The sequence below is a fragment of the Actinoplanes sp. NPDC051859 genome (assembly GCF_044452725.1).
Lineage (GTDB): Bacteria > Actinomycetota > Actinomycetes > Mycobacteriales > Micromonosporaceae > Actinoplanes.
In genome coordinates, this window is sequence record NZ_JBITBX010000017.1 from 1 (window position 1) to 20,203 (window position 20,203).

Here is a 20,203-nt window from a genome sequence, read left to right on the forward strand (position 1 = left end):
GGTCAGCGACAGGACGGTCTTCGAGATGGCCGAGCGACGCAAAATCTTGTTCTCCCCCACAGTCTGTCCGGCCGCGTTGTCGGCCGGGCATGGGAAGAAGATTCACGGTCGCGGGGTGCACCCCAAGGACCTGGACGGGTGCCGTCCGGTTGCCCTGGCGCCGACCCACGACGGGTGGCACTTGGATCGGCGACGAACAGGCCCGGTTGAGAGAACTGGGAGCGCCGAGACCGTTGTCATACGGCAACTACGTACGTCTAGGCTGCCTTCGTGAGCGAAGGCCTGCACGACCTCGAACGACTACGCCGCATCGAAGCAGTGACCGATGCCGCGCTGTCGCGTCTTGACGTGCCCGACCTTCTCGAGGAGCTGCTCGACCGGGTGGTCAGCCTGCTGGACGCCGACACCGCGGCGGTCATGCTGGTCGACGCACATGCCCGGCAACTCGTGGCGACCGCCGCCCGCGGCCTCGAAGACGAAGTCGCCCAGGGCTTGCGCATTTCCGTGGGTCGGGGCTTCTCCGGGCGGGTCGCCCGCGAGCGGGGCCCGGTCGTCCTCGACGAGGTCACCGCCTCCGACGTCGTCAGCCCGGTGCTGCTCGCCAAGGGCATCCGCTCCCTGCTCGGTGTGCCGCTGTTCGCCGGCGACGACGTCATCGGCGTCCTGCACGTCGGCACACTGCACCCGCGCCGGTTCACCGACGACGACGTACGACTGCTCCAAGTCGTGGCTGACCGGGTGAGCAGCGCGGCGCAGATCCGCTCCCACCGCGGAGACCAAGCCGCCGCCGTGGCCCTGCAACGCAGCCTGCTACCCGAGCGACTGCCGCACCTGCCCGGCCTCGACCTTGCGGCCCGGTATGTGCCCGGACACGACTTCGGCATCGGCGGCGACTGGTACGACGTCTTCACCCTGCCCTCCGGCTGGCTGGGCGTGGTCATCGGTGACGTCTCCGGCCACGGCCTCGCCTCAGCCATCGTCATGGGCCGGGTGCGCAGTGCACTGCGCTCGTACGCGCTGATCTGCGACGACCCGGCCGAGGCCCTGACGCTGCTCGACCACAAGGTTCGGCACTTCGAGGCGGGCAGCCTCACCACCGCCCTCTACGCCATGATCGACCCCGACCGGACCGAGGTCGTCGTGTCCTCGGCCGGCCATCTGCCACCGGTGCTCGCCGAGCCGGACCGGCCGGCGCGGCTGACCGCCCTGCCGATCGACCCGCCCCTCGGCGTCGGTCGTCCGCAGCGGCCCCGCCGCAGCACCAGCATCGAACTGACGCCGGGCGCCGCCCTCGTCTGCTACACCGACGGCCTGGTGGAGCGGCGCGGACAGCTCATCGACGATGGCCTGGAACGCCTCCGCAACTGCACGGTTGCGGCGCCCGCAGAGTCGATCTGCGCCCAGGCGCTGACCGGAACCGGCGCCGAACAGCCCGAGGACGACGCCGCTATCCTGGTTGTTCGGCGCCTGCCCGGTGGTCAGCCGGACCCAAGCGACGTGATCCGGCAGCCTGGCGGTGGGCTCAGGTCGCGTCCTGAGCGAACTTCACCGACCTGAGTCGCTGCTCCGCGCGCCGCAGCCAACCGATGACCCGGGCGGCCCGGTTGCGTTCCACCGCGCGGTGGTAGGCAGCCCGCGCGCCGTCGAGGTCACCCAAGGCCTCGCGGCCGCGGCCGATGAAGTACTCCACCGAGCCGAGGTAGTCCGTCGAGCCGGCGATCGCGTACTCGTCGTGCCACGGCTCGATCTGCTGGAGAGCTGCGCGCAGCTCAGGACTCCGGCCGGCGGCAGCGAGGACCTCCACGCGCAAGCAGTCCGCGTACATGGATGAGTAGTGCCAGTGCTCGGCGGGCGTCGGCGCGCCCAGCACAGCGACGGCTTCGGAGACTCGGCCGGTTCGCGCCAGCGCTGCGGCGACGAACGACCGGAAGACGGGGTTGGCGTTGCCGGTGGCGAGGGCGACGTCGTCCGCCTGGACGGGCGCATCCGGTCCGGTGCGCTCCCGCCGGGCCATCGCGGTGATCTCCGGCAGGGCAACGATCTGGCTGCGGTGGTGCCGGTCGCTAGCCTCGTCCGCCATCCGGGCTATCAGTGTCTCGTCGCCGCTCGCCACCGCCCGATAGAACCGCCACCAGGCGATCGGTACGTCGGCCCCGGAATGCCGTAAGCGCCGGGCCAGTTCGGTGCATCGGGTCATCTCCCGGTCGGCGGCGTCGGGGTCACCTCGCTGGAGGTGGGCTGTGGCCGCGCCGAAGCGGGCGTACAACTCCTGTTCCGCCGAGAGTGGTAGCTCGAGCACCTCGGCGGCCAGGCGCAGTCGCTCGTGCGCCGACCCGGGGCGGCCCATGAGCACGAGCATGTGCATCGCGACCACGTCAGCGAACAGTCCGGTGTCGCCGATCGGCCGGGCCAGGTCGATGGCCCGCTCGGCGATCGCCGCCGCTTCCGGGGAGCACCATTCGTGCGTCAGCTCCATGGACAGGCTGGCGAGTACGCGGGCAAGCAGCGGCCCGGACGGCAACGCCGCAGCGCACTGGCGAAGGACGGCGATCATCGCCTCGTCGCCCGGGCCGACTTCCCGCCAGCGCCACACGCCGGCGCCGCGGAAGCTGGAGGCGGCCTCGGCGATCAGCACGATGTCGTCGAGTTCGCGGCCGATGGCGACGGCCGCGTCCAGCGCCTCGCGGGAGCCGGCCACCTCGCCGCGCCGATGCCGGGCCCGTCCGAGGCCGAGCAGGACCTCGTAGCGGCGACGGTCGTCCGGCAGCGGCGTGCATGTCTCGGCCCGCATGGCAAGTTCCCATTGCTCGAGGGCATCGTCCAGCGCGCCCCGCCGTTCGGCCGAGCGGGCTGCCGCCATCGCGTGCCCGACCGCGCGCTCGGCCAGCTCCGGCCGGATGGCCGCGCCGAGGACGAAGTGATGCGCCACCGCGGTCACCAGGTCCGGGTCCTGCCGCAGCCGGGGCTCCAAAGCGACCGCGATGGCGGCGTGCAGCAGCCCTCGGCGGGTCAGCGACACCGAGCCCACCAGCGTTTCGCGGACCAGGGCGTGGGTGAATCGATATCGGCCCGGCCGCTCGCCCTCCTCGACGCAGGCGCCACGGACCGCCTCGTCCAGCAACTCCACGGCCGCATCGAGCGGCGTGCCGGACACCTCGCTGACCAGGTCGAGGTCGAAGCGGCGCCCGATGACCGCGGCCGTGCGCAACAGCTGACCGGTCGGCTCGGACAGCGCGGCCAGCCGCAGGCGCAGCACGTCCTGAATGCTGTGCGGCGCCGGCACGTCCCGGGCGCCGGTGCCGTGCAGCCGTTGCTGCGCTACCAACAGCCGGACCAGCTCGATCACAAAGAACGGGTTGCCGTCCGTACGCTCGGCGACGACCGCGGCCAGGTCATCATCGGCGCGACCGCCGCCCAGCTCGGCAACCAGCCTGCGGACCTGCTCGGGGGTCAGCCCGTGCAGCCGGAGGCGCGGAGTCTGCAACCGGCCGAGCGCGCCCAGGCAGGTCTGCAGCGCGGACCTGGTGTCCATCGGCTCGCGCAGGGTGCAGACGAGCAGGACACGGTCGCCGCGCAGCGCCTCGGCGGCATACGCCAGCAGCCGCAGCGACGACGTGTCCGCCCACTGCAGATCGTCCACCACGACCAGGAGCGGAGTTTCGGCCGCACTGCCGGCCAGCGCAGCCGAAACAGCGTCGTACGTGCGCAGCTCGGCCGAGCCCGCGTCGACACCGGGAGGCAGCCCGGCCGGGGAGAGGAGCGCGGCGACCGGCGACCCGGGGCGTACCGGTCCCAGCTCCCGCAGAATCGGCAACCACGGCCAGAAAGCGGGCGAGAAATCGGCCTCGTGGCACCGCCCCCACAGCACCCGGGCTCCCTGCGCGGTCGCGATCGTCGCCAGCTCGGTGACCAGTCTGGTCTTACCGATGCCGGCCTCACCGCTGATCAGCACGGTTTCGCCGCGGCCGGCAAGCGCCCGGGCGAGAGCGGCTGACAGGTCGTCGATCAGCTCGGTTCGCCCGATCAACCCGGCGGCGGTCGACAGTGGGTTCGACGAGGCGAGCGGCGTTTCAGTCGCCGGCCTCCCGCCCACGGTGTGGGCGAGCACGTCAGCCTCGAGCCGGCGCAGGGCCGGCGACGGGTCGATGCCCAGCTCCTCCGCCAGCACCTCGCGTGCCCGACGCAGGGTTTCCAGGGCGTCGGCCGGTCGGCCACAGCGGTAGAGAGCCAGGGCCAACAGCTCCCAGAACCGCTCCCGAAATGGGTGAGCCAGGACGAGCGCCTCCAGCTCGCCGGTGACCAATCCGTGCCGGCCCAGGGTCAGCAATGCTTGCGCGCGAAACTCGTATGCCTGGAGCCGCAGGTCCTGCAGCCGGACCGTCTCGGCCCGGATCAGGTCGCAGTCCAGGATGTCGCCGAACGGCGGGCCGGTCCACAGCGTCGCGGCCTCGTCGCAGTGCCGCAGCGCGTCGTCCGGCTGGTCGGCTGTCAGCGCGGCGTCGGCTCGCACGACCAGCTCGGCGAACCGTTCGAGGTCGACGCTGTGCGGTGCCGCCAGCAGGGCGTAGCCGGAGCCGGCGGTGACCAGCACCGCCGGTTCGGCGCCTTTGGCCCGCTCCGGCTCGATGAGTGTGCGGAGCCGGCTGATGGCGACCTGGAGGGAACCCGGGGTGCTGTCGCCTGCGTCGGCTCCCCACACGTCCTCGATCAGTCGGTCGACGGAAACCACCTGCCGGCGGGCGGCCAGCAGCAGGGCGAGCACAGCCCGTTCCCGCCGGCCCCGGATCCGGATTTCGGCGCCATCGGCTCCGAGGCGAATCCCCCCGAGGGTGCGGAACGTGATCGCCATGCCGGCGAACCTATCGCACCGCACCGAGCGCCTTCGGCGCGGTGATAAGCGGACGGTAAGCGCGGGACCGGCGACGGCTAAGCGGACGGTCAGCGGGTGCGGCCACAGTTCGGCCATCGCAGCGAGACCTACCCGTGAAAGAGAGCGATCCACCATGTCTGAGACCCCGCACACCGATGGCCCCCCGCAGGCACTCCGTGAACTCGCCGCTCTGCTGCCAGGGCAGGTCGTGCTGCCCGGCGACCCGTCCTTCGACGAGCTGCGGCTCGGCTGGATCCGCTCGGTGGACCAGCGGCCCGCCGCGGTGGTGACCGTGACCGACGAACAGGACGTGGTTGCCGCGGTCAGCTGGGCCGCCCGGCACCGGTGGGCCGTCGCGGCACAGCCGGTCGGGCACGGCGCCACGACCGCCGTCGACGGTACGGTTTTGCTGCGCACCCGGGAGTTGTCGGAGCTGGTGATCGACCTCGACGCCGGGATCGCCCGGGTCGGCGCCGGCGTGAAGTGGGGGGAGTTGCTGACCGCGCTCACCGGCACGGGAATGACCGGGCTGGCCGGCAGCAGCCCCGACACCTCCGTCGTCGGCTTCACCCTGGGTGGTGGGCTGAGCTGGTTCGGTCGGGCGTACGGGCTGGCTGCGCACAGCGTCCGAGCGGTGGACCTGGTCGACGCCACGGGCCGGCTCCGCCGGGTCACCGCCGCCAGTGATCCCGAGCTGTTCTGGGCGATCCGCGGCGGTGGCGGCGACTTCGGCATCGTCACCGCGATGGAGTTCGCCCTGCACCCGGCGGCCCACGTGTACGGCGGCCGACTGCTGTGGCCGGCAGCCCTGGCCCGCCCGGTCCTCCAAGCGTTCGGGGAGATCACCCGCAGTGCGCCGGACGAGCTCACGCTGTGGGCGCACCTGCTGCGCCTGCCCCCGGTGCCGGAGGTTCCCGAGCCGTTGCGCGGCGGTAGCTTCGTGACCGTCGACCTGTCCTATCTCGGCAGCGCCGAGCAGGCTGAGGCCCTGCTCGCACCTCTGCGCACCTTGCCAAGCCCCATGCTGGACACGCTCGGCACTGTGGCGCTGGCCGACCTTGGTGGCATTTGCGCCGAGCCGGTCGACCCGCTGCCGGTCAGCGAACAGAGCGGGCTGCTCGACGGCTTCGACGACGCGGCCATTGTGGCCTTGCTCGGTGCCGTCACGGACGGCGCGGACCTCGTTCTCGACGTCGTGCAGGTGCGGCACCTGGGCGGGGCGTTGCGACGCGGGGCAGCTGACGATGGCCCGGCCGGTGCCATCGAGGAGCCGTACCAGTTGGCTGCCCTCGCCGTCCCGGTGAGCTGCGAGGTGGCCGCCCGCATTCGGGGCGTCTTTGCCTCGATCACCCGCGCGATGTCCGGCCGACTCACCGGTCGCACCCCGTTCAATTTCCTCGGCGCCGACGACGACCCGGCGCGCGCCTTCTCGGCTGCCGCTTTGGCCCGGCTGCGTGCGGTGAAGGCGCGAGTTGACCCGCAGGCCGTGATCCGGAGCAACCGGCCGCTCCGCACCGGGGCGGTCGAGCGTCGGGTCATCGCCGTGACCGGTGCCACCGGCGCGCAGGGTGGCGCGCTGGTCCGGGCGATTCTGGGGAATCCGGACAGCGGCCTCGTGCCGCGGGCCATCACCCGTGATCCGTCTTCAGCCGCCGCGCGGCAGCTCGCTGCCCTCGGCGTGGAGGTGGTCCGAGCCGACCTGGACGACAAGCCGAGCCTGGTGGCCGCGTTCGACGGCGCGTACGGCGCGTTCTGCCTGACCAACTTCTGGGAGCACTTCGACGCCGATCGGGAGAAGAGCCAGGCGGCCAACCTCGCTGCCGCCGCGGCCGAGGCCGGCGTACGGCATGCCGTCTGGTCCACGCTGGAGGACTCGGGGCGCTATCGGGTGCCGCACATGGACAGCAAGGCGCAGGCGGATCAGTACTTCATCGACGCGGGCGTGCCCACGACCCTCCTGGTTTCCTCGTTCTACTGGGAGAACATGATCTACCTGGGTCTCGGGCCGCAGCGCGGAGCGGATGGCGTCCTGGAGCTCACCTTGCCCCTGGCTGATGCCGCGCTGCCGGGTATCGCGGTCGCCGACATCGGCGTCAGCACCTTCGAGATCTTCCGAGCCGGCCCGCCCGTGGCCGCGGAGCGGCTCGGTATCGCCGGCGATCACCGCACGGGATCTCAGTTGGCGGCTGCGCTCACCCGGGCGTTGGGGGAGGAGGTTCGCTACCGCCCGCTGACCGCGGCGGCGTTCCGGGCACTCGGCTTTCCGGGCGCCGACGACCTGGGATCGATGTTCCAGTTCATCACCGAGCACAACGCGGAGAACCTGGCACTGCGGCCCCTCGCGGCCAGCCGGGAGCGGCACCCGGGCCTGCAGGACTTCGAGACCTGGCTGGTGAAGAACGCCTCGGCCATCCCCTTCGCGGCTGGCTGACCTTCGGCGGTGCTGCGGGCGTGGGCAGGTGCCGCACGCCCGCGGTCCGCGTCGGCTAGGCCAGCGTGGGGTAGTCGGTGTAGCCGCGGTGGTCGCCGCCGAAGAAGCCGGCACGGTCGGGGGCGCTGAACGGGCCGCCCGCCGCCAGCCGAGCGGGCAGGTCCGGGTTGGCGAGGAACAACGCTCCGAAGGAGATCAGGTCGGCGGTGCCGTCGTCGAGCAATGCCAGCGCCTCGGGGCCGGTCGGGTTCGGCAGGGTGTCGGGGTTGAGGATCAGGGTGCCGGGCCACTGGCCGCGCAGTTCCGCGGTGAGTTCCCGGCGGCCCGGTGCCTCCGAGATGTGCAGGTAGGCGAGGCCGAGCCCGGCGATGCCGGTGACCAGGCTCTTGTAGGTCAGCTCCAGGTCGTCCTCGACGAGGTCCTGCAGACCGTTTCCGGGGGAGATGCGCAGCCCGACCCGGTCGCCGCCGATCGCCGCGGCCACGGCGGTGGTGACTTCGACCGCGAAACGTACGCGTCCCTCGATCGAGCCGCCCCAGCCGTCGGTGCGCTGGTTGGCGTTTGTCGACAGGAACTGGTGGATCAGGTAGCCGTTGGCGCCGTGCACCTCGACCCCGTCGAATCCGGCGGCGATGGCGTTGCGGGCGGCCTGGACGAAGTCCGCGATGGTCGCGCCGATTTCCGCCTCGGTCAGTGCGTGCGGCGTCGAGAACGGCTTGGGGCCGTTGCGGGTGTAGAGCTCGCCTCGCGCGGCGACGGCGGACGGCCCGACCGGGACGAGGTCGCCGGGCAGCAGCTCGGGGTCGCTGACTCGGCCGCTGTGCATGAGCTGCGCGAAAATCACTCCGCCCCGCTCGTGGACAGCATCCGTGACCTTGCGCCACGCTTCGACCTGCTCGGCGCTGTGCAGGCCGGGGGTGTCGGGGTAGCCCTGGCCGACGACCGACGGCTGGACGCCCTCGGTGATGATCAGGCCGGCGCTGGCGCGCTGGGCGTAGTAGGTCGCCATGAGCTCGGTGGGGGACGTCCCGGGCCCGTACGCGCGGCTGCGGGTCATCGGAGCCATGACGACCCGGTTGGCGAGCTGGCGGTCGCCCAGCGGGTACGGCGTGAACGCAGCGGTCATGATCCTGCTCCTCACTTGTTGTCCACTCGATAGTTGAGCGGCTCACGTAATTCACGATAGGGGCAATGCGTGAGTAGCTCAACTATTTAGTCGACGTAGTAATGTGGGGAACGTGACAGACCACGACGTCCGGCTCGCGGAGGCGGAGCGGTTGGCCGGCCTGCTGATCGGCATCGTCGAGCAGGCCAAAGCCGACTTCTCCGAGACAGTGACAGCACTGGGTCTGTCCGTGCCGCTGGCCCGAGCCATCATCGGGCTCACCGAGCCGGTGCCGATGCGCGACCTGGCCTGTGAGCTGCGGTGCGACCGGTCCTACATCACCAGCCTGGCCGACCAGCTTGAAGAGCGGGGCCTGCTGACCCGGGTGCCCGGCGAGGACCGCCGCGTCAAGCTGCTCGCCCTCACCGACGCGGGCCGCGCCGTCCGCGACCAGGTCGCCGCGGCGGTCGCCGACCGGCACATCCTGCTGCGCCGCCTCACCGACGACGAGCGCCGGGTCCTGACCCCGCTGCTCGAGCGGCTGCACGGCGACGGCACCCCGCCGTCCGCGCACACCGGCGGCTTCTGCTGAAGCGCTCCGGGCTCACGGGTCAGCGCGAAGGGTGAACCGGAGGCCCATGACGAGGGCGAGCACGAACGCTGCCCCTAGTAGGGCGGCGAGCACCGTCAGGCTGAACGCACCCACCGAGGCGGCGTCGGAGTGCAGTTTCGTGGCACGGCTTGCCACCGACTGCTCCAGGTCCTCGGTGAGGTGCAGGATGTCGCCGTACGAATCGGACGCCTCTCCGCCGTTGATGCTGTCCATGACCTTCGCCCGGGAGGCCTGGTTGTCGGCGGCGAGCCACTGCATGAGTCTGTCGTCCCAGGAGAAGAAGGTGTTCCAGGCGGGCTCGATTCTGGCGAACGCCTCAAGTTCCGCGGCGGTCATGTGCTGGGTGTGTGTGGCGGCGAGCAGCTCGTAGATCTCGGCCTTGGCATCCGCGAAGCCCTGCCGGTTGTACGCCTCCGCGTCTTTGAGGTAGGAGAAGCCGTACGCCCCGGTGTCGGCGACCGACAAGGCCTGCCACCCGGTCACATCCGCGGCGTGGAACCGCATCAGCTGCACGTCGTCCCGAAGCGTCTCCACGGCCGCGACCCGCTGCTGCACATCCCGGTGCTGGACGTGTCCCCGCCAGCCCGCCGCTCCAGCGAGCGCGACGAGCGCCGCCAGCGCGAAGAAGGACGCCGAACGTTCGATTCTCTTGCTCAGTGCCACCTCCCGACGTTAACGATCGAGCACCCGGTGACTGGCCGAAACATCCGGATCGCCGACTGTCGGAGCTGGGCAGTGTCGGTCTCTTGCGGTGACTAGGGACCTGGGGGAGAGTGACCCGGTGGGAACGAGGGACGAGATTGCGGCGCTGCCACCCGAGGCCGACCTGGCGAGGGCCGACTCGCTGGCGCGGGAGATCTTCGCTGACATCGCGAACAAGTGGGCTTTTCTCATCGTCGAGTTCCTCGGACAGCGCACCATGCGATTCAGCGAGCTCCGCGACAGCATCGGCGGGATCAGCCACAAGATGCTCACCCAGAATCTGCGCATGCTGGAGCGCAACGGCCTGATCGACCGGACGGTGTACCCCACGATTCCGCCGCGCGTCGAATACTCCCTGACGGAGGCGGGCGACGCCCTCCGCGCCGTCGTCGACGGCATCTGCGGCTGGACCCAGCAATACCTGGGACACATCGAGGCCGCCCGCCGCCGCGGTTAGTCCAGCACCGCGGTCGCTTCGATCTCGACCAGATGCTCCGGTACGTCCAGCGCGACGATGCCGAACAGGGACGCTGGCGGGTTCACGGTGATGCCCAGTCGGGTCCTTGCCCGTGCGATGCCGTCGAGCAGTTGCGGCATCTTCGCCGGCTCCCAGTCGACGGCGTGCACGACCAGCTTCACCACGTCGGCAAAGGTCGCTCCGACGCTGGTTAGCGCGGTGTGCACGTTGACGTAGCACTGCTCGACCTGGGCGGCGAGGTCTCCCGCACCGACCACTGTGCCGTCGACGTCCCATGACACCTGCCCCGCCACGTGGACCAGCTTCGTGCCCGTCGCCACCGACACGTGCTGGTAGACGCCTGCGTCGGGCAGACCGGCCGGATTTACCAAGGTCACACTCATCAGCGCTGCCTCTCTCTTTTGGTTACCGAGTCACCGTAGGAGAGTGGAGCGGGTCGCGGAAGAAGGCACTTTTTGGTTACCGCGGTGCCCGCGACCTCAGCGCTGGCGGACCGGCCAGAGCGGCAGCTCGATAGCGTCGGCGGGCGGGCTGAACAGGTTGCCCAGCGTCTGCGCGGGGCGAGCCGCCGCCAGTCGGAGGGCGGTCCGGAGCAGGGCCAGGCCGGTGCGGCTGACCGGATTGGCTATCCACGGCACTCCCGGTGGAAGGTGCTGCGCCTCGCGCACGTACGGACGCATCCGCTGTTCGTAACGGCGGAGCCCGGCGGCCAGGTCCGTTCCGGTGGTGGTTTCTCCGGCGAGGACGTACGCCCCGGTGAGCGCGAGGCTTGTGCCCATGCCGCTGACTGGGGCGGCGCAGTAGGCAGCGTCGCCGAGGACAACGACGCGTCCCGCCGACCAGGTCGCCACGTCGATCTGCGCCACCCGGTCGACGTAGAAGTCGCTGTGGTCGGCAGCCAGCGCGTCCAGGATGCGCGGCGCTTCTCCGGGCCCGTCCGCGAACACGTCCCGGAGCCTGGCGAGCTGCCGAGCGGGTGGCAATTGCTCGAGCTGTTCGGGCGGTCCGAGAAAGGCTAGACAAGCGCGGGTCATGCCGACGTTGTCCGGCCGGAGCATCACCGCGCGGCCCTGGCCCGCGGGAAGCCAGTTCCACCAGGCATCGTCGTGTGCCACTCGCGGGATGGCGCCGTAGGCGAGGTACTGGCCCAGGTCGCGGATTCGGACCTGACCGGCGAAGACCAGCTGGCGGGTCGCGGACCGGATGCCTTCGGCGATCACCAGCAGATCGAAGCGCCGTGGTGGGCCGGCGCGGAAGGTGACCCGGACACCGTCGTCGTCCTGAGCGACGGCCGTGATGCTGTCGCCGTAGCTCCGCTCGATGCGGTGACCGGCCGCGTCGTCGAGGGTCGCGACGAGCTGCCCGCGCAGGATCTCCCGTTCGGCGGTGGCGCCGTCCGTGTCGCTGGTGCCGGCCGGGAACTCGGCGACCGTGCGGCCCCGGGCGTCGAGGAAACGGGTTCCCACCTCGCCGGTGCTGGCGGCCGCGACTCGGTCGTCCAGCCCCATCCGGCGGATCACTTCCCGGCCGGCGCCCCGGACGTCCACGTTCTGCCCGGACGTCCGCAGTGCCCCGGCGCGCTCGACGACCGTGACGTCCGCGCCGAATCGATCGAACCAGTACGCGGCGGCGAGGCCGGCGACACCCGCGCCCGAGATGAGGACCGAAATCATGCCGTCGTATTCCCGCCGGGCGCGACAGTCATGCCCGTCACGTTTCGCCGTTTCCACCCCGGGTATCGCATCCATCCCGGCCGTTCCTTCGATCGGCGGAGAAGGGCACCACCATGTACCGCAACGATCTGGTCCATCAGGTACGGACCCGCGCTCGACTGCACGGACCCAACGAAGCGCGGCGGGTCATCGCGGTCGTCCTGGACACGTGCCGGCAGTTCGTACCGGACAGGACGGTCGAGGAGATCGTCGCCCAGCTTCCCGCCGACCTCGCCGCCGTCCGGCTGGCTGCTGACGGCGATGGGCCGCGGCACCCGGCCGGAGACGCGCTTCGTGCTCTGCTCAGCCGCGTTGCGCAGCGCCTGAACGTCACCGAGCCGGACGCTGCCTTCCTGAGCCGGGTCGTCTTCGCGCAACTCAACCGGCACTGCCGCGGTGTCACGCCCGCCTCACTTTGCCCCTTGCTGCCCGCCGAGCTCCGTGCGCTGTTCTCGGCTCGTGGGGACGATCCGGCCCCGCGCCTGCGGACCCACTTCCCCGCATTCGGCGCCGCCGCCCTGGGCGTCGAGCCGGAGGCCACCCGGCCGCGGTCCCTTCCCGCCTTGACGATCGGCAGGTCCGAGGTGTCGCGGCCGGGCCGCCGTGTCGTCAGTTCCCGGTCGGGTACGGACGCGTCGCCGCGTTCGCCAGAGTCAGGAACGCCGGCCGGTTGAGGTTCCAGAAGGACGGCATGCAGGTGTAGCGCGGGAAGAAGCCGCTGCAACTCGAGCTGCTCGGTCCCACCTCGATGGTGTAGCCGGGGACACCGAGCGTGCCGTAGATCCAGTCGTCGGTGGCTCCGGGCGCGAAGTAGTTCAGACCGCCGTCACCGTGGACCACGTCGTACCGGTTGGACTGTGCCATGGCCGTCGCGATGGTGCGGAGGTCGTTGTTGTTCGGCGCGAGCGAGTTGGTCCACCCGTACGGATAGATGTTGAGCTCGGAAAAGCTGTGCAGGGTGAGGAACGTGCCGGTGGTGGCGGTGGTCGCCGCCGAGAAGTCGGCGGTGGGTTTGGTGTCGCGGTAGATGCTGGACAGGAAGTTCTGGATGCCCTGCGTCTCGGGCTCACTGGCCGCGCTCGTGCCCGGATAGGTCTCGCTGCACTTGGTGCCCTGCCGGACGTCCCACTTGTAGCTGGAGTTGCGGTTCAGGTCGACGCCGCGGCCGGTGCCGGAGCAGCCGTTGTCGTGGGCGTTCTTGCGCTGCGAGACGGGCCGAGTTGAGTTCGACGACACGATGTCCACGCCGTCCGGGTTGGCGATCGGGATGACCCACATTTCGGTGGTGTCCAGCAGCCGCGTCACCTCGGCATTCGAGCCGTAGTTGTTCACCAGATAATCGATCCACATGTACGCGAGCTCGCCGGTCGCCAGTTCCCGGGCGTGCATCTGGGCCATCAGGGTGAACTTCGGTTTGGTGCCGCTGGTGTTCGCCGCGCAGTCCCCGGTGCGAATTTTCGTGATGCACAGCGCTTGTATGTCGTGCCCGCCGCGGCCCTGGGTCTTCAGCCACGACTGGCCGATGGTGCGCAGGACGACGAGGTCGGGGTGAACCGTCGCGACCTGCTGGTTGTGCGCCTTGTGCCCGGCCACGGTGTGGTAGCCACCGTAGTACGTGTCGGCAGCGGCCCGGAACGACGCCGGCACCGGCTCGTGCAGCGGGGCCGCGTAGCGCACGGTCAACCCGCGCTGGCGGAGCCGCTGGGCCTCCGCGGCCGTCGCCAGGATCGGCACGCCGTTGGTCATGGCGCCTTCCAGCACGTCGTAGCCGCGCTGGGTGAGGTCGGCAGCCAGGCCGCCGTTGGTCGTGGCCGCTGATGTGACGGTGTAGTACGCCGGGATCGCCGGGGTCGGGTCGGCGGCGGCGCTGCCGGGCACCAGCCCGGGGCCGAGCAGGGCTAGCAGGACGACTGTTCCGGCGGCGAGCAGTCTGCGGACGCGCGACCGGCGCGGCAGCGGGGACCTGGTCATCGGCACCTCGATCGTGATGGTAGCCCCGCCGTCATGGCAAGGCCGCTAGTTATTCACAATCATCGATATTGTCCGTACCGTCAACCATGAAGACCCCCGACCAGCACCTCGGCACTGATCGGGGGTTGTCGGTGAAACTGCCAACCCAAGCCGCACCCGGCCCGGAGGAACTCTCCGGGCCGGGCGGAGCTGTCAGCTCGCCGAAGTGCCGACCGTCACTGGGCTCCGCACCACGTGCCCGGCCGAGTCGGTCCAGGACAGCGCCCCGTGGGTGAAGTCGCCCTCACTCGGGCCGGCGCGCTCGATCCGCACGGTGAACGTCGCCGACGCCCCCGGGGCCAGCGTCAGCCGGTTCGGAGTCACGGTCACGGTCGTACCGCTGGGAGCCTGCACCGCGGCGGTGTAGACGCTGTCGGCGGCGGACACGTTGGTGACCGTACGGGTGACGGTTCGGGACTCGCCGAGCGCGCCGATGGCGATCGACGGGTAGTTGAGGTCGCTCGGGTCGAGCTTCTCGCCGGCGGCGCACGCCTCAGCGCTTCGACCGGTGGCGAACGTGTCGAACTGCGCGCCGAGGCCGATCCCACACACGTACTGCAGCCATTGGGCGGGGGTGGAGTCGAAGACCAGGCCCGGGTTCACCGCCTGGTCGGCGCGGGGGACCCCGGCGCCGAAGTGCAGGGCGTTGGCGGGTCCCTGCGTGCCGAAGGTGATCGGCTCGCCGGACGGCGCTGTCTGCCGGGCGGTCGTCATCAGCGCCGACCGGACCGCCGCGGGGGACCAGTCCGGGTGCTTCTGGCGGATCAGCGCGGCGAGGCCGGCGACGTGGGCGTTGGCCATCGACGTGCCGCCGTACGTGAGCCATTTCTCGTTGTTGTAAGCCACCGGCGACCAGGCACCGACAATGCCGTCACCCGGACCGGCCAGATCCGGCTTGCCGAGGTTGGCGCCGTTGATCGCGACCGGCCCGATCGACGACCGGGTGTCGACCTTGGTGGTGTTGCGGTCGGTGGCGCTGGTCGTGGTCACCCACGGCATGGTGTTGCCCACCGAACCCGGTCGGCCGTCGTTGCCAGCGGCCGCGGCGACGAAGACTCCGGCGGCCGCGGCGTTGAACATTGCCACGTCCTCGGCGGTCAGTGCCGTGCCCCCGCCGTTGCTGACCGAGTAGTTGATCACGTCCACGCCGTCGAGCACGGCCTGCTCGATCGCGGCCACCAGGTCAACGGTCTCGCCCATCGCCAGCCAGTCCTGCCGATGCCACACCGCCTTGTAGACGGCGATGCGGGCGGCCGGTGCCATGCCGCTGATGAGGCCGAGGCTCTTGCCGGCCGCGGTGGTCACCGCCACGTCGTGGTTTCCGGCGGCGACCGACGCCGCGTGCGATCCGTGGCCGTTACGGTCCCGCGCGGTCGCGTACTCCTGCGGCGGCAGGCCGTCCGGGAAGCCGGCACTGAACGTCCGGGCGCCGATGATCTTGTTGGTGCAGGGCACCGGATCAGGGCCGGTCTGCTGACGGCAATCGTCGCCGCGCCACTTCGCGTCGATGACCGCCTGGTCCGGTCGCGGCTCCGGCAGCGGGGCGAAGGTCTCGTTCTCCGGCCAGATCCCGCTGTCGATCACACCGATGATGGTGCCCGCACCCGCAGTCCCGCTGCCCCCGAAGTGCTGCTGCCACGCGCCGGCCTCGCCACTGAGGCCGAGCGTCTCCGGTGGTGTCGCCGCGGCCTTGCGGGGGACGCTGCGGACCACCCGGACCACTCCCGCGGTGGTCCGCAGCCGGGCGGACTCCCGATCGGTGAGCCGAACAGCGAACCCGTTGTAGACCGTCTGATACTCGGCCAGCACCCGCTTCTCGGCCAGCCCGGCCTTGCGCAACACCGCCTGCCGCTGCTGGCGCAGCTGATCCCGGTACGCCTGAGCCGGTCCGCTCTCCACATCGAGTCGACCACTCGAGGCGCGGGTCGCCGGGATTCCCTGAACGCCGCCGGCATAGGTAGCCAGCGGGTCGCCGGCCAGCTGGACCAGGTAAGTGCCCGCAGGGCTGTCCCCGAGCGGCGCCGCCTGGGCGGGACCGGAACCGGCCACCGCGAGCGCGACGCAGAGCAGAGGCGGAATGAGCAGACGGGTACGCAAGGGTCCTCCCAAGAAACGTCATCGCAGCCCACCGCTGCGGCCCGTCACTATGTCGACGTGTCCTTTCGGTGGCCTTTCGGTGTGTTCACCGGCGGAACCTCCTACCGCTCTGGTTACGCTGCGTCAACTTGATGCACCTCGGCGGGGGAGACAACGGCATGCAGCATCGGTACGCGCGGCGCCTGGCGGGCGTGGCGGGAGCGGTCGGCGCGCTGCTGGCTGTCGGAGCCGGGCCAGCCTGGGCCGACGGGATCAAGCGGGGCGACCCGATTTCGGCCGGCTTCCCCGACGTCAAGGTGCCGGTGGGCGGCACCGCCATCGACCCGCTGGGTCCGAGCCTGTGGTCCACCAAGGAGATCAAGCTCACCGGCGTCAAGGTCAGCTACGACCTGAGTGGGGTTGCTGGCGTCCGGCTCGTGCCGAGCGAGATCGGCGGTGGGGAGTGCACGACGCCGTCGCGGACCCGGGTGGTGTGCACCGACCCGCGCGGGCTTTCGTTCGAGGGCGAGACGGTCGAGGCGTACCTGCCCGTCGAGGTGAAAGCTGCCAAGACCGCGCAGGCCGGGAACACCGGCACGGTCACGATCACCTTCTCCGCCGACGGGCTGGCGTCGATCACCGGCCGCAGCCAGGTCCACGTCGTGTCCGGCCGTGGGGACCTGCCGACCACCGGGCCCACGGCGGGCTGGCTCGGCGGCCTCGGCCTGCTGTCGCTCGGCGCAGGAATGGCCGGCGTGCTGGCCGTACGCCGCCGGGCCCGCTTCATGGCCTAGCGCGGTGTGGCGAGGTTGATCAGGGCAGCACCGACGTGTAACCGACGATCGGCGCGTGATCCGAGATCCCGTTCGGGACGGCGGTGATCGACGTGTTCTGGTATCCGTTCACGGGAACCTCGCACCCGGTGAAGGCGACGTTGGCGAACAGATAGTCGATCTTTCCATCACCGGTCGCCGGCCCGATCGTCGGCTGCCGAACGATGTCGCCGGGGCCGTACGCCTGCTCGTCGCACTCGTCGTAGCGATCGTGCAGCGGTTTGAGCCAGCTGCCCCACCGTCGGGTATTGAAGTCACCGCCGATGATGACCTGCGGGGATTCGGGGGGCCGGGCCGCCACGAAATCGGTCAGGGCGGCGAGCTCGGCGGCGTACGCCTCGGCAGTGAGGTCGTCGTTCACCAGGTGGGTCGTGCACACCTCGGTCCGCCAGTTCTGCACCTGAACACAGAGGACGGTCGGCTGCGAGTACCGATCCGTCGAGCGGGATCCGTGCGGCACCGGAAGTGGTTTACGCGTCGTCTGAACGATCTTCCCCTGCACCGCAACCACGACGCTCAGCGTGCCGCCGAGCGCTCCGCGGCAGTCCGAACGACCGCCGGGGCGCGGCATCTCGGCCCACGCCGCCGACCAGGTGGGGCCGAGACCCGCCTTGAGCCGATCGAGCATGCTGGCGTTGCCGTGCTCCTGATCCTCGACCAAGGGGCCGGAGCACGCTTCCTGCAGCATCACCACGTTGAGCTGCTTGTCCTTGACCAGGTTCAGGATGGCCCCGACCTTGCGGTCCGGCTCGTCGCGGTGCGGGCAGTACCCGGCGTCTCCGAAACTGCCGCCCGCCTCGCCGCAGATGTTCCAGCTGGCTGCGCGGATCTGCGCATCGGAAGCTGCCTCCATCTGAGCCGGGCCGCGTTCGGGGTGGGTTGGCAGGGGCGGTGTGGCGGGCCGCAACGCCGAGACACCGGCGAGCACCCCCATGACCAGCACCCCGGCAAGGACGGGCATCGTTCTCCTGCGCACCATGATTTCCCCCGATATCAAGATCGCCCGATCAGGCGTCGCAGACTCTAGCGTTGCCCGACCACCGGCAGACAGGCGGTAGCTGATCTTCAGAGGTGCACCCGAGGTGTCACCGGTCCGGGCCGAGGTGGCTGCGCTCGCCGTCGTGGTCGAGGATGCACAGCACCTCAGCCGGTCCGCGGTCCGCGCCGAACGCGTGCGGCACCATCGTCGAGAACTCGGCCGCCTCGCCGGCCTCGACCCGGATGGTCCGCTCGCCGAGCCGCAGGATCACCGTCCCGGACAGGACGGTGAACCAGTCCCGGCCCGGGTGGACACGAAGATCCGCGGGGACCGGCCGGGTGATCCGCAGCTTGGCGACCGTCATTCCGGGCGCGGCGCTGCCGTGGGTCAGCAGCCACGTGGTGATGCCGCGTTCCGGCTCGTGGTGCGGCCGGATCACCACGTCCTCGTCCCCGCCCGCCTCGACGAGCTGGTCCAGCGTGATGCCCAACGCGCGGGCGATCGGAGTGAGCTGGTCGAGCGCGATGCGCCGGTGGCCGGTCTCGATCCGGCTCAGCGTCGACGGGCTGAGGAAACTGCGGGTCGCCAGCTCGTCCAGTGACCAGCCGCGGGCGGTCCGTAACCCGCGGATGCGCTGCCGGACGAGGGCGTCCAGATCTCCGTCTTGCTTCATACGCAAGACTGTATGCCATAGGCGCATGGACGGGCGTACGGTCGGTGCATGGCACACACGCACCTGGGCGAGCTGCTCGAACTCGACGCCGCCGTCCTGCACGAGTACTACACGGAGCTTCTCGACTGGATCGGCGCTCAGCTGCCGGACCGCCCCCACATCGTCGACCTGGGCGCAGGCACGGGCGTCGGCAGCCGGGCGCTGGCCCGGCACCTGCCCACCGCCCGGATCACCGCCGTGGACGTCGACGCGGAGATGCTCGCCCACCTGCGCCACCGGGCGGCTGACGACAACCTCGAAGACCGGATTCACACCGTACGCGCGGACCTGGATCAGCCCTGGCCCGAGCTGGAACCGGCCGACCTGATCTGGGCCTCCGCGTCCCTGCACCACCTCAGTGATCCCGCCGCGGCGCTGACCCAGGCGTACGCGCTGACCCGACCCGGCGGCCTCTTCGCCGTCGTTGAGCTCGACTCCTTCCCGCGCTTCCTGGCCGACCCGGCGGATGCCGCGCTCGAAGACCGGTGCCAGGACCTGCTGGCCGCCAAGCGCCTCGAACACGGCCTGCACATGGGCGAGGCGTGGGGCACCCGGCTGGCCGCCGCCGGCTACACCGTCACCGCGGAACGCCAATTCGACCTGGTCCTGCGACCGCCGCTGCCGGCCCAGACCACCCGCTATGCGCAGCTCGCGCTGACCCGCATGCGGCACGGCCTCGAGGACCGCCTCTCCGTCGAGGAACTGGCCGCCCTGGACCGTCTCGCCGCGGACCTGCCGCACCGCGCCGACCTGACCGTCCGCGCCGAACGTACGGTCTGGTTGGCCCGTCGACCCGCCTAGGAGGTCATTTCCGCGGCGGGCACGCCGGTCTGCGCCCCATGATCGTTGGTCCGGATGACAGCCCGTCGGTCAACGCTCAGGAGTCAGTGCAAGATGCTCGCGCGCCGTGTCCTTCCGCTCGCCGTCGCTGGTGCGACCTTCGCCGCCAGCCTCGGATCCGCCGTCCCGGCCTCGGCCGCGGTGCAGTACGACCCGGACCTCAAAACCGGCCTGGTCGACGCCGCGGACGTTCGGAAAGCATTCGGCTGGAGTGATGAGGTGCTGGCGAACCGCGCCAATGGGCTGGTGTTCCGCCACGACTTCTGGACCGAAGACACCTACACGGTCTCCTGCGGCGGGGCGGCCTTCGGTGTCAAGCACCAACCGGAGTTCGGCAACTTCGCTCTCACCGACCGCGTCGTCCGCGCGCCGCGCCGCGGCAGCAGCGCCGGTTACGGCCAGCACACCCGGCTGGTCGGCTTCCGGATCACCGGCCCGTACGCGGGAATCTCCGGCACCTCGGTGCCGCCGGCGGTCGGCCAGCCGTGCCCGGAACCCCGCGGCTCGAAGATCACCCGGGCCGACCGGGTCTCGACGACCTCGTCCTGGTCGCTCACCGTCAGCTCAGGCCCGGTGCAGAAGACCCTCCGCACCGGCCGGATTTGAGCACCGCCAACCGGGGTAACCGCTGATCATGAGTGATGTCAGCCCCGAGCAGTACGCCGAGTTCGCCACCCAGGACGGCCCCGGCTCAGCCGACGTGGACGGCGCCGACACCGACCCGCCGCAGACCGAGCAGCGTCATCCCGCACCAGAGGAGCCGACGAAGGAGAAGGACAGCGACCTCGGCGCCCCACCGGAAGGCGTCTGACCGCTCGCCCGGAGCGCCAACCTGACCGTCG

At 70.8% G+C, this 20,203-nt stretch carries 18 protein-coding genes; 9 read left to right on the forward strand and 9 right to left on the reverse strand.

Translation table 11 applies throughout. The annotated features are described in order from the left end of the window. Positions 1–270 precede the first annotated feature (270 nt). Positions 271–1,557: a PP2C family protein-serine/threonine phosphatase gene (locus tag ACIA1L_RS29940; protein WP_396076365.1), complete on the forward strand. Its 1,287-nt coding sequence runs from the start codon at positions 271–273 to the stop codon at positions 1,555–1,557. Here ACIA1L_RS29940 and ACIA1L_RS29945 read toward each other — a convergent pair. Further along, the gene (locus tag ACIA1L_RS29945; RefSeq protein ID WP_396076366.1) at positions 1,523–4,849 is read right to left on the reverse strand and encodes an ATP-binding protein; all 3,327 of its coding nucleotides are present in this window, start codon (positions 4,847–4,849) and stop codon (positions 1,523–1,525) included. The genes ACIA1L_RS29940 and ACIA1L_RS29945 overlap by 35 nt on opposite strands. A gap of 154 nt (positions 4,850–5,003) precedes the next feature. Between ACIA1L_RS29945 and ACIA1L_RS29950 the strand changes: the two genes are divergently transcribed. Next, positions 5,004–7,301, forward strand: a complete 2,298-nt coding sequence (locus tag ACIA1L_RS29950) for an NmrA family NAD(P)-binding protein (protein WP_396076367.1) — start codon at positions 5,004–5,006, stop codon at positions 7,299–7,301. 55 nt (positions 7,302–7,356) lie between these two features. On the opposite strand, the gene ACIA1L_RS29955 is transcribed toward ACIA1L_RS29950, so the two are convergent. Next, positions 7,357–8,427, reverse strand: coding sequence for an alkene reductase (locus tag ACIA1L_RS29955; protein ID WP_396076368.1), 1,071 nt, complete (start codon positions 8,425–8,427; stop codon positions 7,357–7,359). 112 nt (positions 8,428–8,539) lie between these two features. Here ACIA1L_RS29955 and ACIA1L_RS29960 point away from each other — a divergent pair, with 112 nt between their 5' ends. Then, on the forward strand, positions 8,540–8,998 hold the full coding sequence (locus ACIA1L_RS29960; RefSeq protein ID WP_396076369.1) for a MarR family winged helix-turn-helix transcriptional regulator: 459 nt from the start codon (positions 8,540–8,542) through the stop codon (positions 8,996–8,998). A gap of 12 nt (positions 8,999–9,010) precedes the next feature. On the opposite strand, the gene ACIA1L_RS29965 is transcribed toward ACIA1L_RS29960, so the two are convergent. Then, the gene (locus ACIA1L_RS29965) at positions 9,011–9,682 is read right to left on the reverse strand and encodes a hypothetical protein (RefSeq protein WP_396076370.1); all 672 of its coding nucleotides are present in this window, start codon (positions 9,680–9,682) and stop codon (positions 9,011–9,013) included. A gap of 118 nt (positions 9,683–9,800) precedes the next feature. Here ACIA1L_RS29965 and ACIA1L_RS29970 point away from each other — a divergent pair, with 118 nt between their 5' ends. Further along, a complete protein-coding gene (locus ACIA1L_RS29970) occupies positions 9,801–10,178 on the forward strand; it encodes a winged helix-turn-helix transcriptional regulator (RefSeq protein WP_396076371.1) in 378 nt (125 codons plus the stop codon). Here the strand turns inward: ACIA1L_RS29970 and ACIA1L_RS29975 are convergent. Together ACIA1L_RS29975 and ACIA1L_RS29980 are read right to left on the reverse strand one after the other, a co-directional pair. Next, positions 10,175–10,582, reverse strand: a complete 408-nt coding sequence (locus ACIA1L_RS29975; RefSeq protein ID WP_396076372.1) for a RidA family protein — start codon at positions 10,580–10,582, stop codon at positions 10,175–10,177. The two genes, ACIA1L_RS29970 and ACIA1L_RS29975, sit on opposite strands and share 4 nt — an antisense overlap. Before the next feature lie 96 nt (positions 10,583–10,678). Then, entirely contained in the window at positions 10,679–11,947 is a 1,269-nt protein-coding gene (locus ACIA1L_RS29980; RefSeq protein ID WP_396076373.1) for an FAD-dependent monooxygenase, read from the reverse strand. A gap of 38 nt (positions 11,948–11,985) precedes the next feature. Here ACIA1L_RS29980 and ACIA1L_RS29985 point away from each other — a divergent pair, with 38 nt between their 5' ends. After that, complete coding sequence (locus ACIA1L_RS29985; protein WP_396076374.1) at positions 11,986–12,585, forward strand: DUF2267 domain-containing protein; 600 nt, start codon at positions 11,986–11,988, stop codon at positions 12,583–12,585. Here ACIA1L_RS29985 and ACIA1L_RS29990 read toward each other — a convergent pair. Further along, the gene (locus ACIA1L_RS29990; protein WP_396076375.1) at positions 12,521–13,882 is read right to left on the reverse strand and encodes a M14 family zinc carboxypeptidase; all 1,362 of its coding nucleotides are present in this window, start codon (positions 13,880–13,882) and stop codon (positions 12,521–12,523) included. The genes ACIA1L_RS29985 and ACIA1L_RS29990 overlap by 65 nt on opposite strands. Before the next feature lie 192 nt (positions 13,883–14,074). After that, positions 14,075–16,018 carry a S8 family serine peptidase gene (locus ACIA1L_RS29995; RefSeq protein WP_396076376.1) on the reverse strand — a complete coding sequence of 648 codons (1,944 nt, stop codon included), beginning with the start codon at positions 16,016–16,018 and terminating at the stop codon, positions 14,075–14,077. A gap of 158 nt (positions 16,019–16,176) precedes the next feature. Between ACIA1L_RS29995 and ACIA1L_RS30000 the strand changes: the two genes are divergently transcribed. Next, positions 16,177–16,791: a hypothetical protein gene (locus ACIA1L_RS30000; protein ID WP_396076377.1), complete on the forward strand. Its 615-nt coding sequence runs from the start codon at positions 16,177–16,179 to the stop codon at positions 16,789–16,791. 19 nt (positions 16,792–16,810) lie between these two features. Here the strand turns inward: ACIA1L_RS30000 and ACIA1L_RS30005 are convergent, their stop codons facing one another. Next, the gene (locus ACIA1L_RS30005; protein WP_396076378.1) at positions 16,811–17,791 is read right to left on the reverse strand and encodes an endonuclease/exonuclease/phosphatase family protein; all 981 of its coding nucleotides are present in this window, start codon (positions 17,789–17,791) and stop codon (positions 16,811–16,813) included. Between the two features lie 124 nt (positions 17,792–17,915). Then, positions 17,916–18,482 carry a helix-turn-helix domain-containing protein gene (locus ACIA1L_RS30010; protein WP_396076379.1) on the reverse strand — a complete coding sequence of 189 codons (567 nt, stop codon included), beginning with the start codon at positions 18,480–18,482 and terminating at the stop codon, positions 17,916–17,918. Positions 18,483–18,530: 48 nt separating this feature from the next. Here ACIA1L_RS30010 and ACIA1L_RS30015 point away from each other — a divergent pair, with 48 nt between their 5' ends. The 3 genes from ACIA1L_RS30015 (at position 18,531) to ACIA1L_RS30025 (ending at position 20,172) form a co-directional block, all read left to right on the forward strand. Continuing rightward, complete coding sequence (locus ACIA1L_RS30015; protein WP_396076380.1) at positions 18,531–19,322, forward strand: class I SAM-dependent methyltransferase; 792 nt, start codon at positions 18,531–18,533, stop codon at positions 19,320–19,322. Positions 19,323–19,415: 93 nt separating this feature from the next. Beyond that, a complete protein-coding gene (locus ACIA1L_RS30020) occupies positions 19,416–19,967 on the forward strand; it encodes a hypothetical protein (RefSeq protein ID WP_396076381.1) in 552 nt (183 codons plus the stop codon). Positions 19,968–19,995: 28 nt separating this feature from the next. After that, positions 19,996–20,172 carry a hypothetical protein gene (locus ACIA1L_RS30025; RefSeq protein ID WP_396076382.1) on the forward strand — a complete coding sequence of 59 codons (177 nt, stop codon included), beginning with the start codon at positions 19,996–19,998 and terminating at the stop codon, positions 20,170–20,172. Positions 20,173–20,203 lie beyond the last annotated feature (31 nt).

Bases quoted from the DNA above. Each gene is read 5' to 3' on its own strand.
- ACIA1L_RS30005 (WP_396076378.1), bottom strand. From the start codon at position 17,791: ATGCCCGTCCTTGCCGGGGTGCTGGTCATGGGGGTGCTCGCCGGTGTC.
- ACIA1L_RS29975 (WP_396076372.1), bottom strand. From the start codon at position 10,582: ATGAGTGTGACCTTGGTAAATCCGGCCGGTCTGCCCGACGCAGGCGTC.
- ACIA1L_RS29945 (WP_396076366.1), bottom strand. From the start codon at position 4,849: ATGGCGATCACGTTCCGCACCCTCGGGGGGATTCGCCTCGGAGCCGAT.
- ACIA1L_RS30000 (WP_396076377.1), top strand. From the start codon at position 16,177: ATGCAGCATCGGTACGCGCGGCGCCTGGCGGGCGTGGCGGGAGCGGTC.
- ACIA1L_RS29955 (WP_396076368.1), bottom strand. From the start codon at position 8,427: ATGACCGCTGCGTTCACGCCGTACCCGCTGGGCGACCGCCAGCTCGCC.
- ACIA1L_RS30020 (WP_396076381.1), top strand. From the start codon at position 19,416: ATGCTCGCGCGCCGTGTCCTTCCGCTCGCCGTCGCTGGTGCGACCTTC.
- ACIA1L_RS29990 (WP_396076375.1), bottom strand. From the start codon at position 13,882: ATGACCAGGTCCCCGCTGCCGCGCCGGTCGCGCGTCCGCAGACTGCTC.
- ACIA1L_RS30025 (WP_396076382.1), top strand. From the start codon at position 19,996: ATGAGTGATGTCAGCCCCGAGCAGTACGCCGAGTTCGCCACCCAGGAC.
- ACIA1L_RS30015 (WP_396076380.1), top strand. From the start codon at position 18,531: ATGGCACACACGCACCTGGGCGAGCTGCTCGAACTCGACGCCGCCGTC.
- ACIA1L_RS29950 (WP_396076367.1), top strand. From the start codon at position 5,004: ATGTCTGAGACCCCGCACACCGATGGCCCCCCGCAGGCACTCCGTGAA.
- ACIA1L_RS29985 (WP_396076374.1), top strand. From the start codon at position 11,986: ATGTACCGCAACGATCTGGTCCATCAGGTACGGACCCGCGCTCGACTG.
- ACIA1L_RS30010 (WP_396076379.1), bottom strand. From the start codon at position 18,482: ATGAAGCAAGACGGAGATCTGGACGCCCTCGTCCGGCAGCGCATCCGC.
- ACIA1L_RS29980 (WP_396076373.1), bottom strand. From the start codon at position 11,947: ATGGATGCGATACCCGGGGTGGAAACGGCGAAACGTGACGGGCATGAC.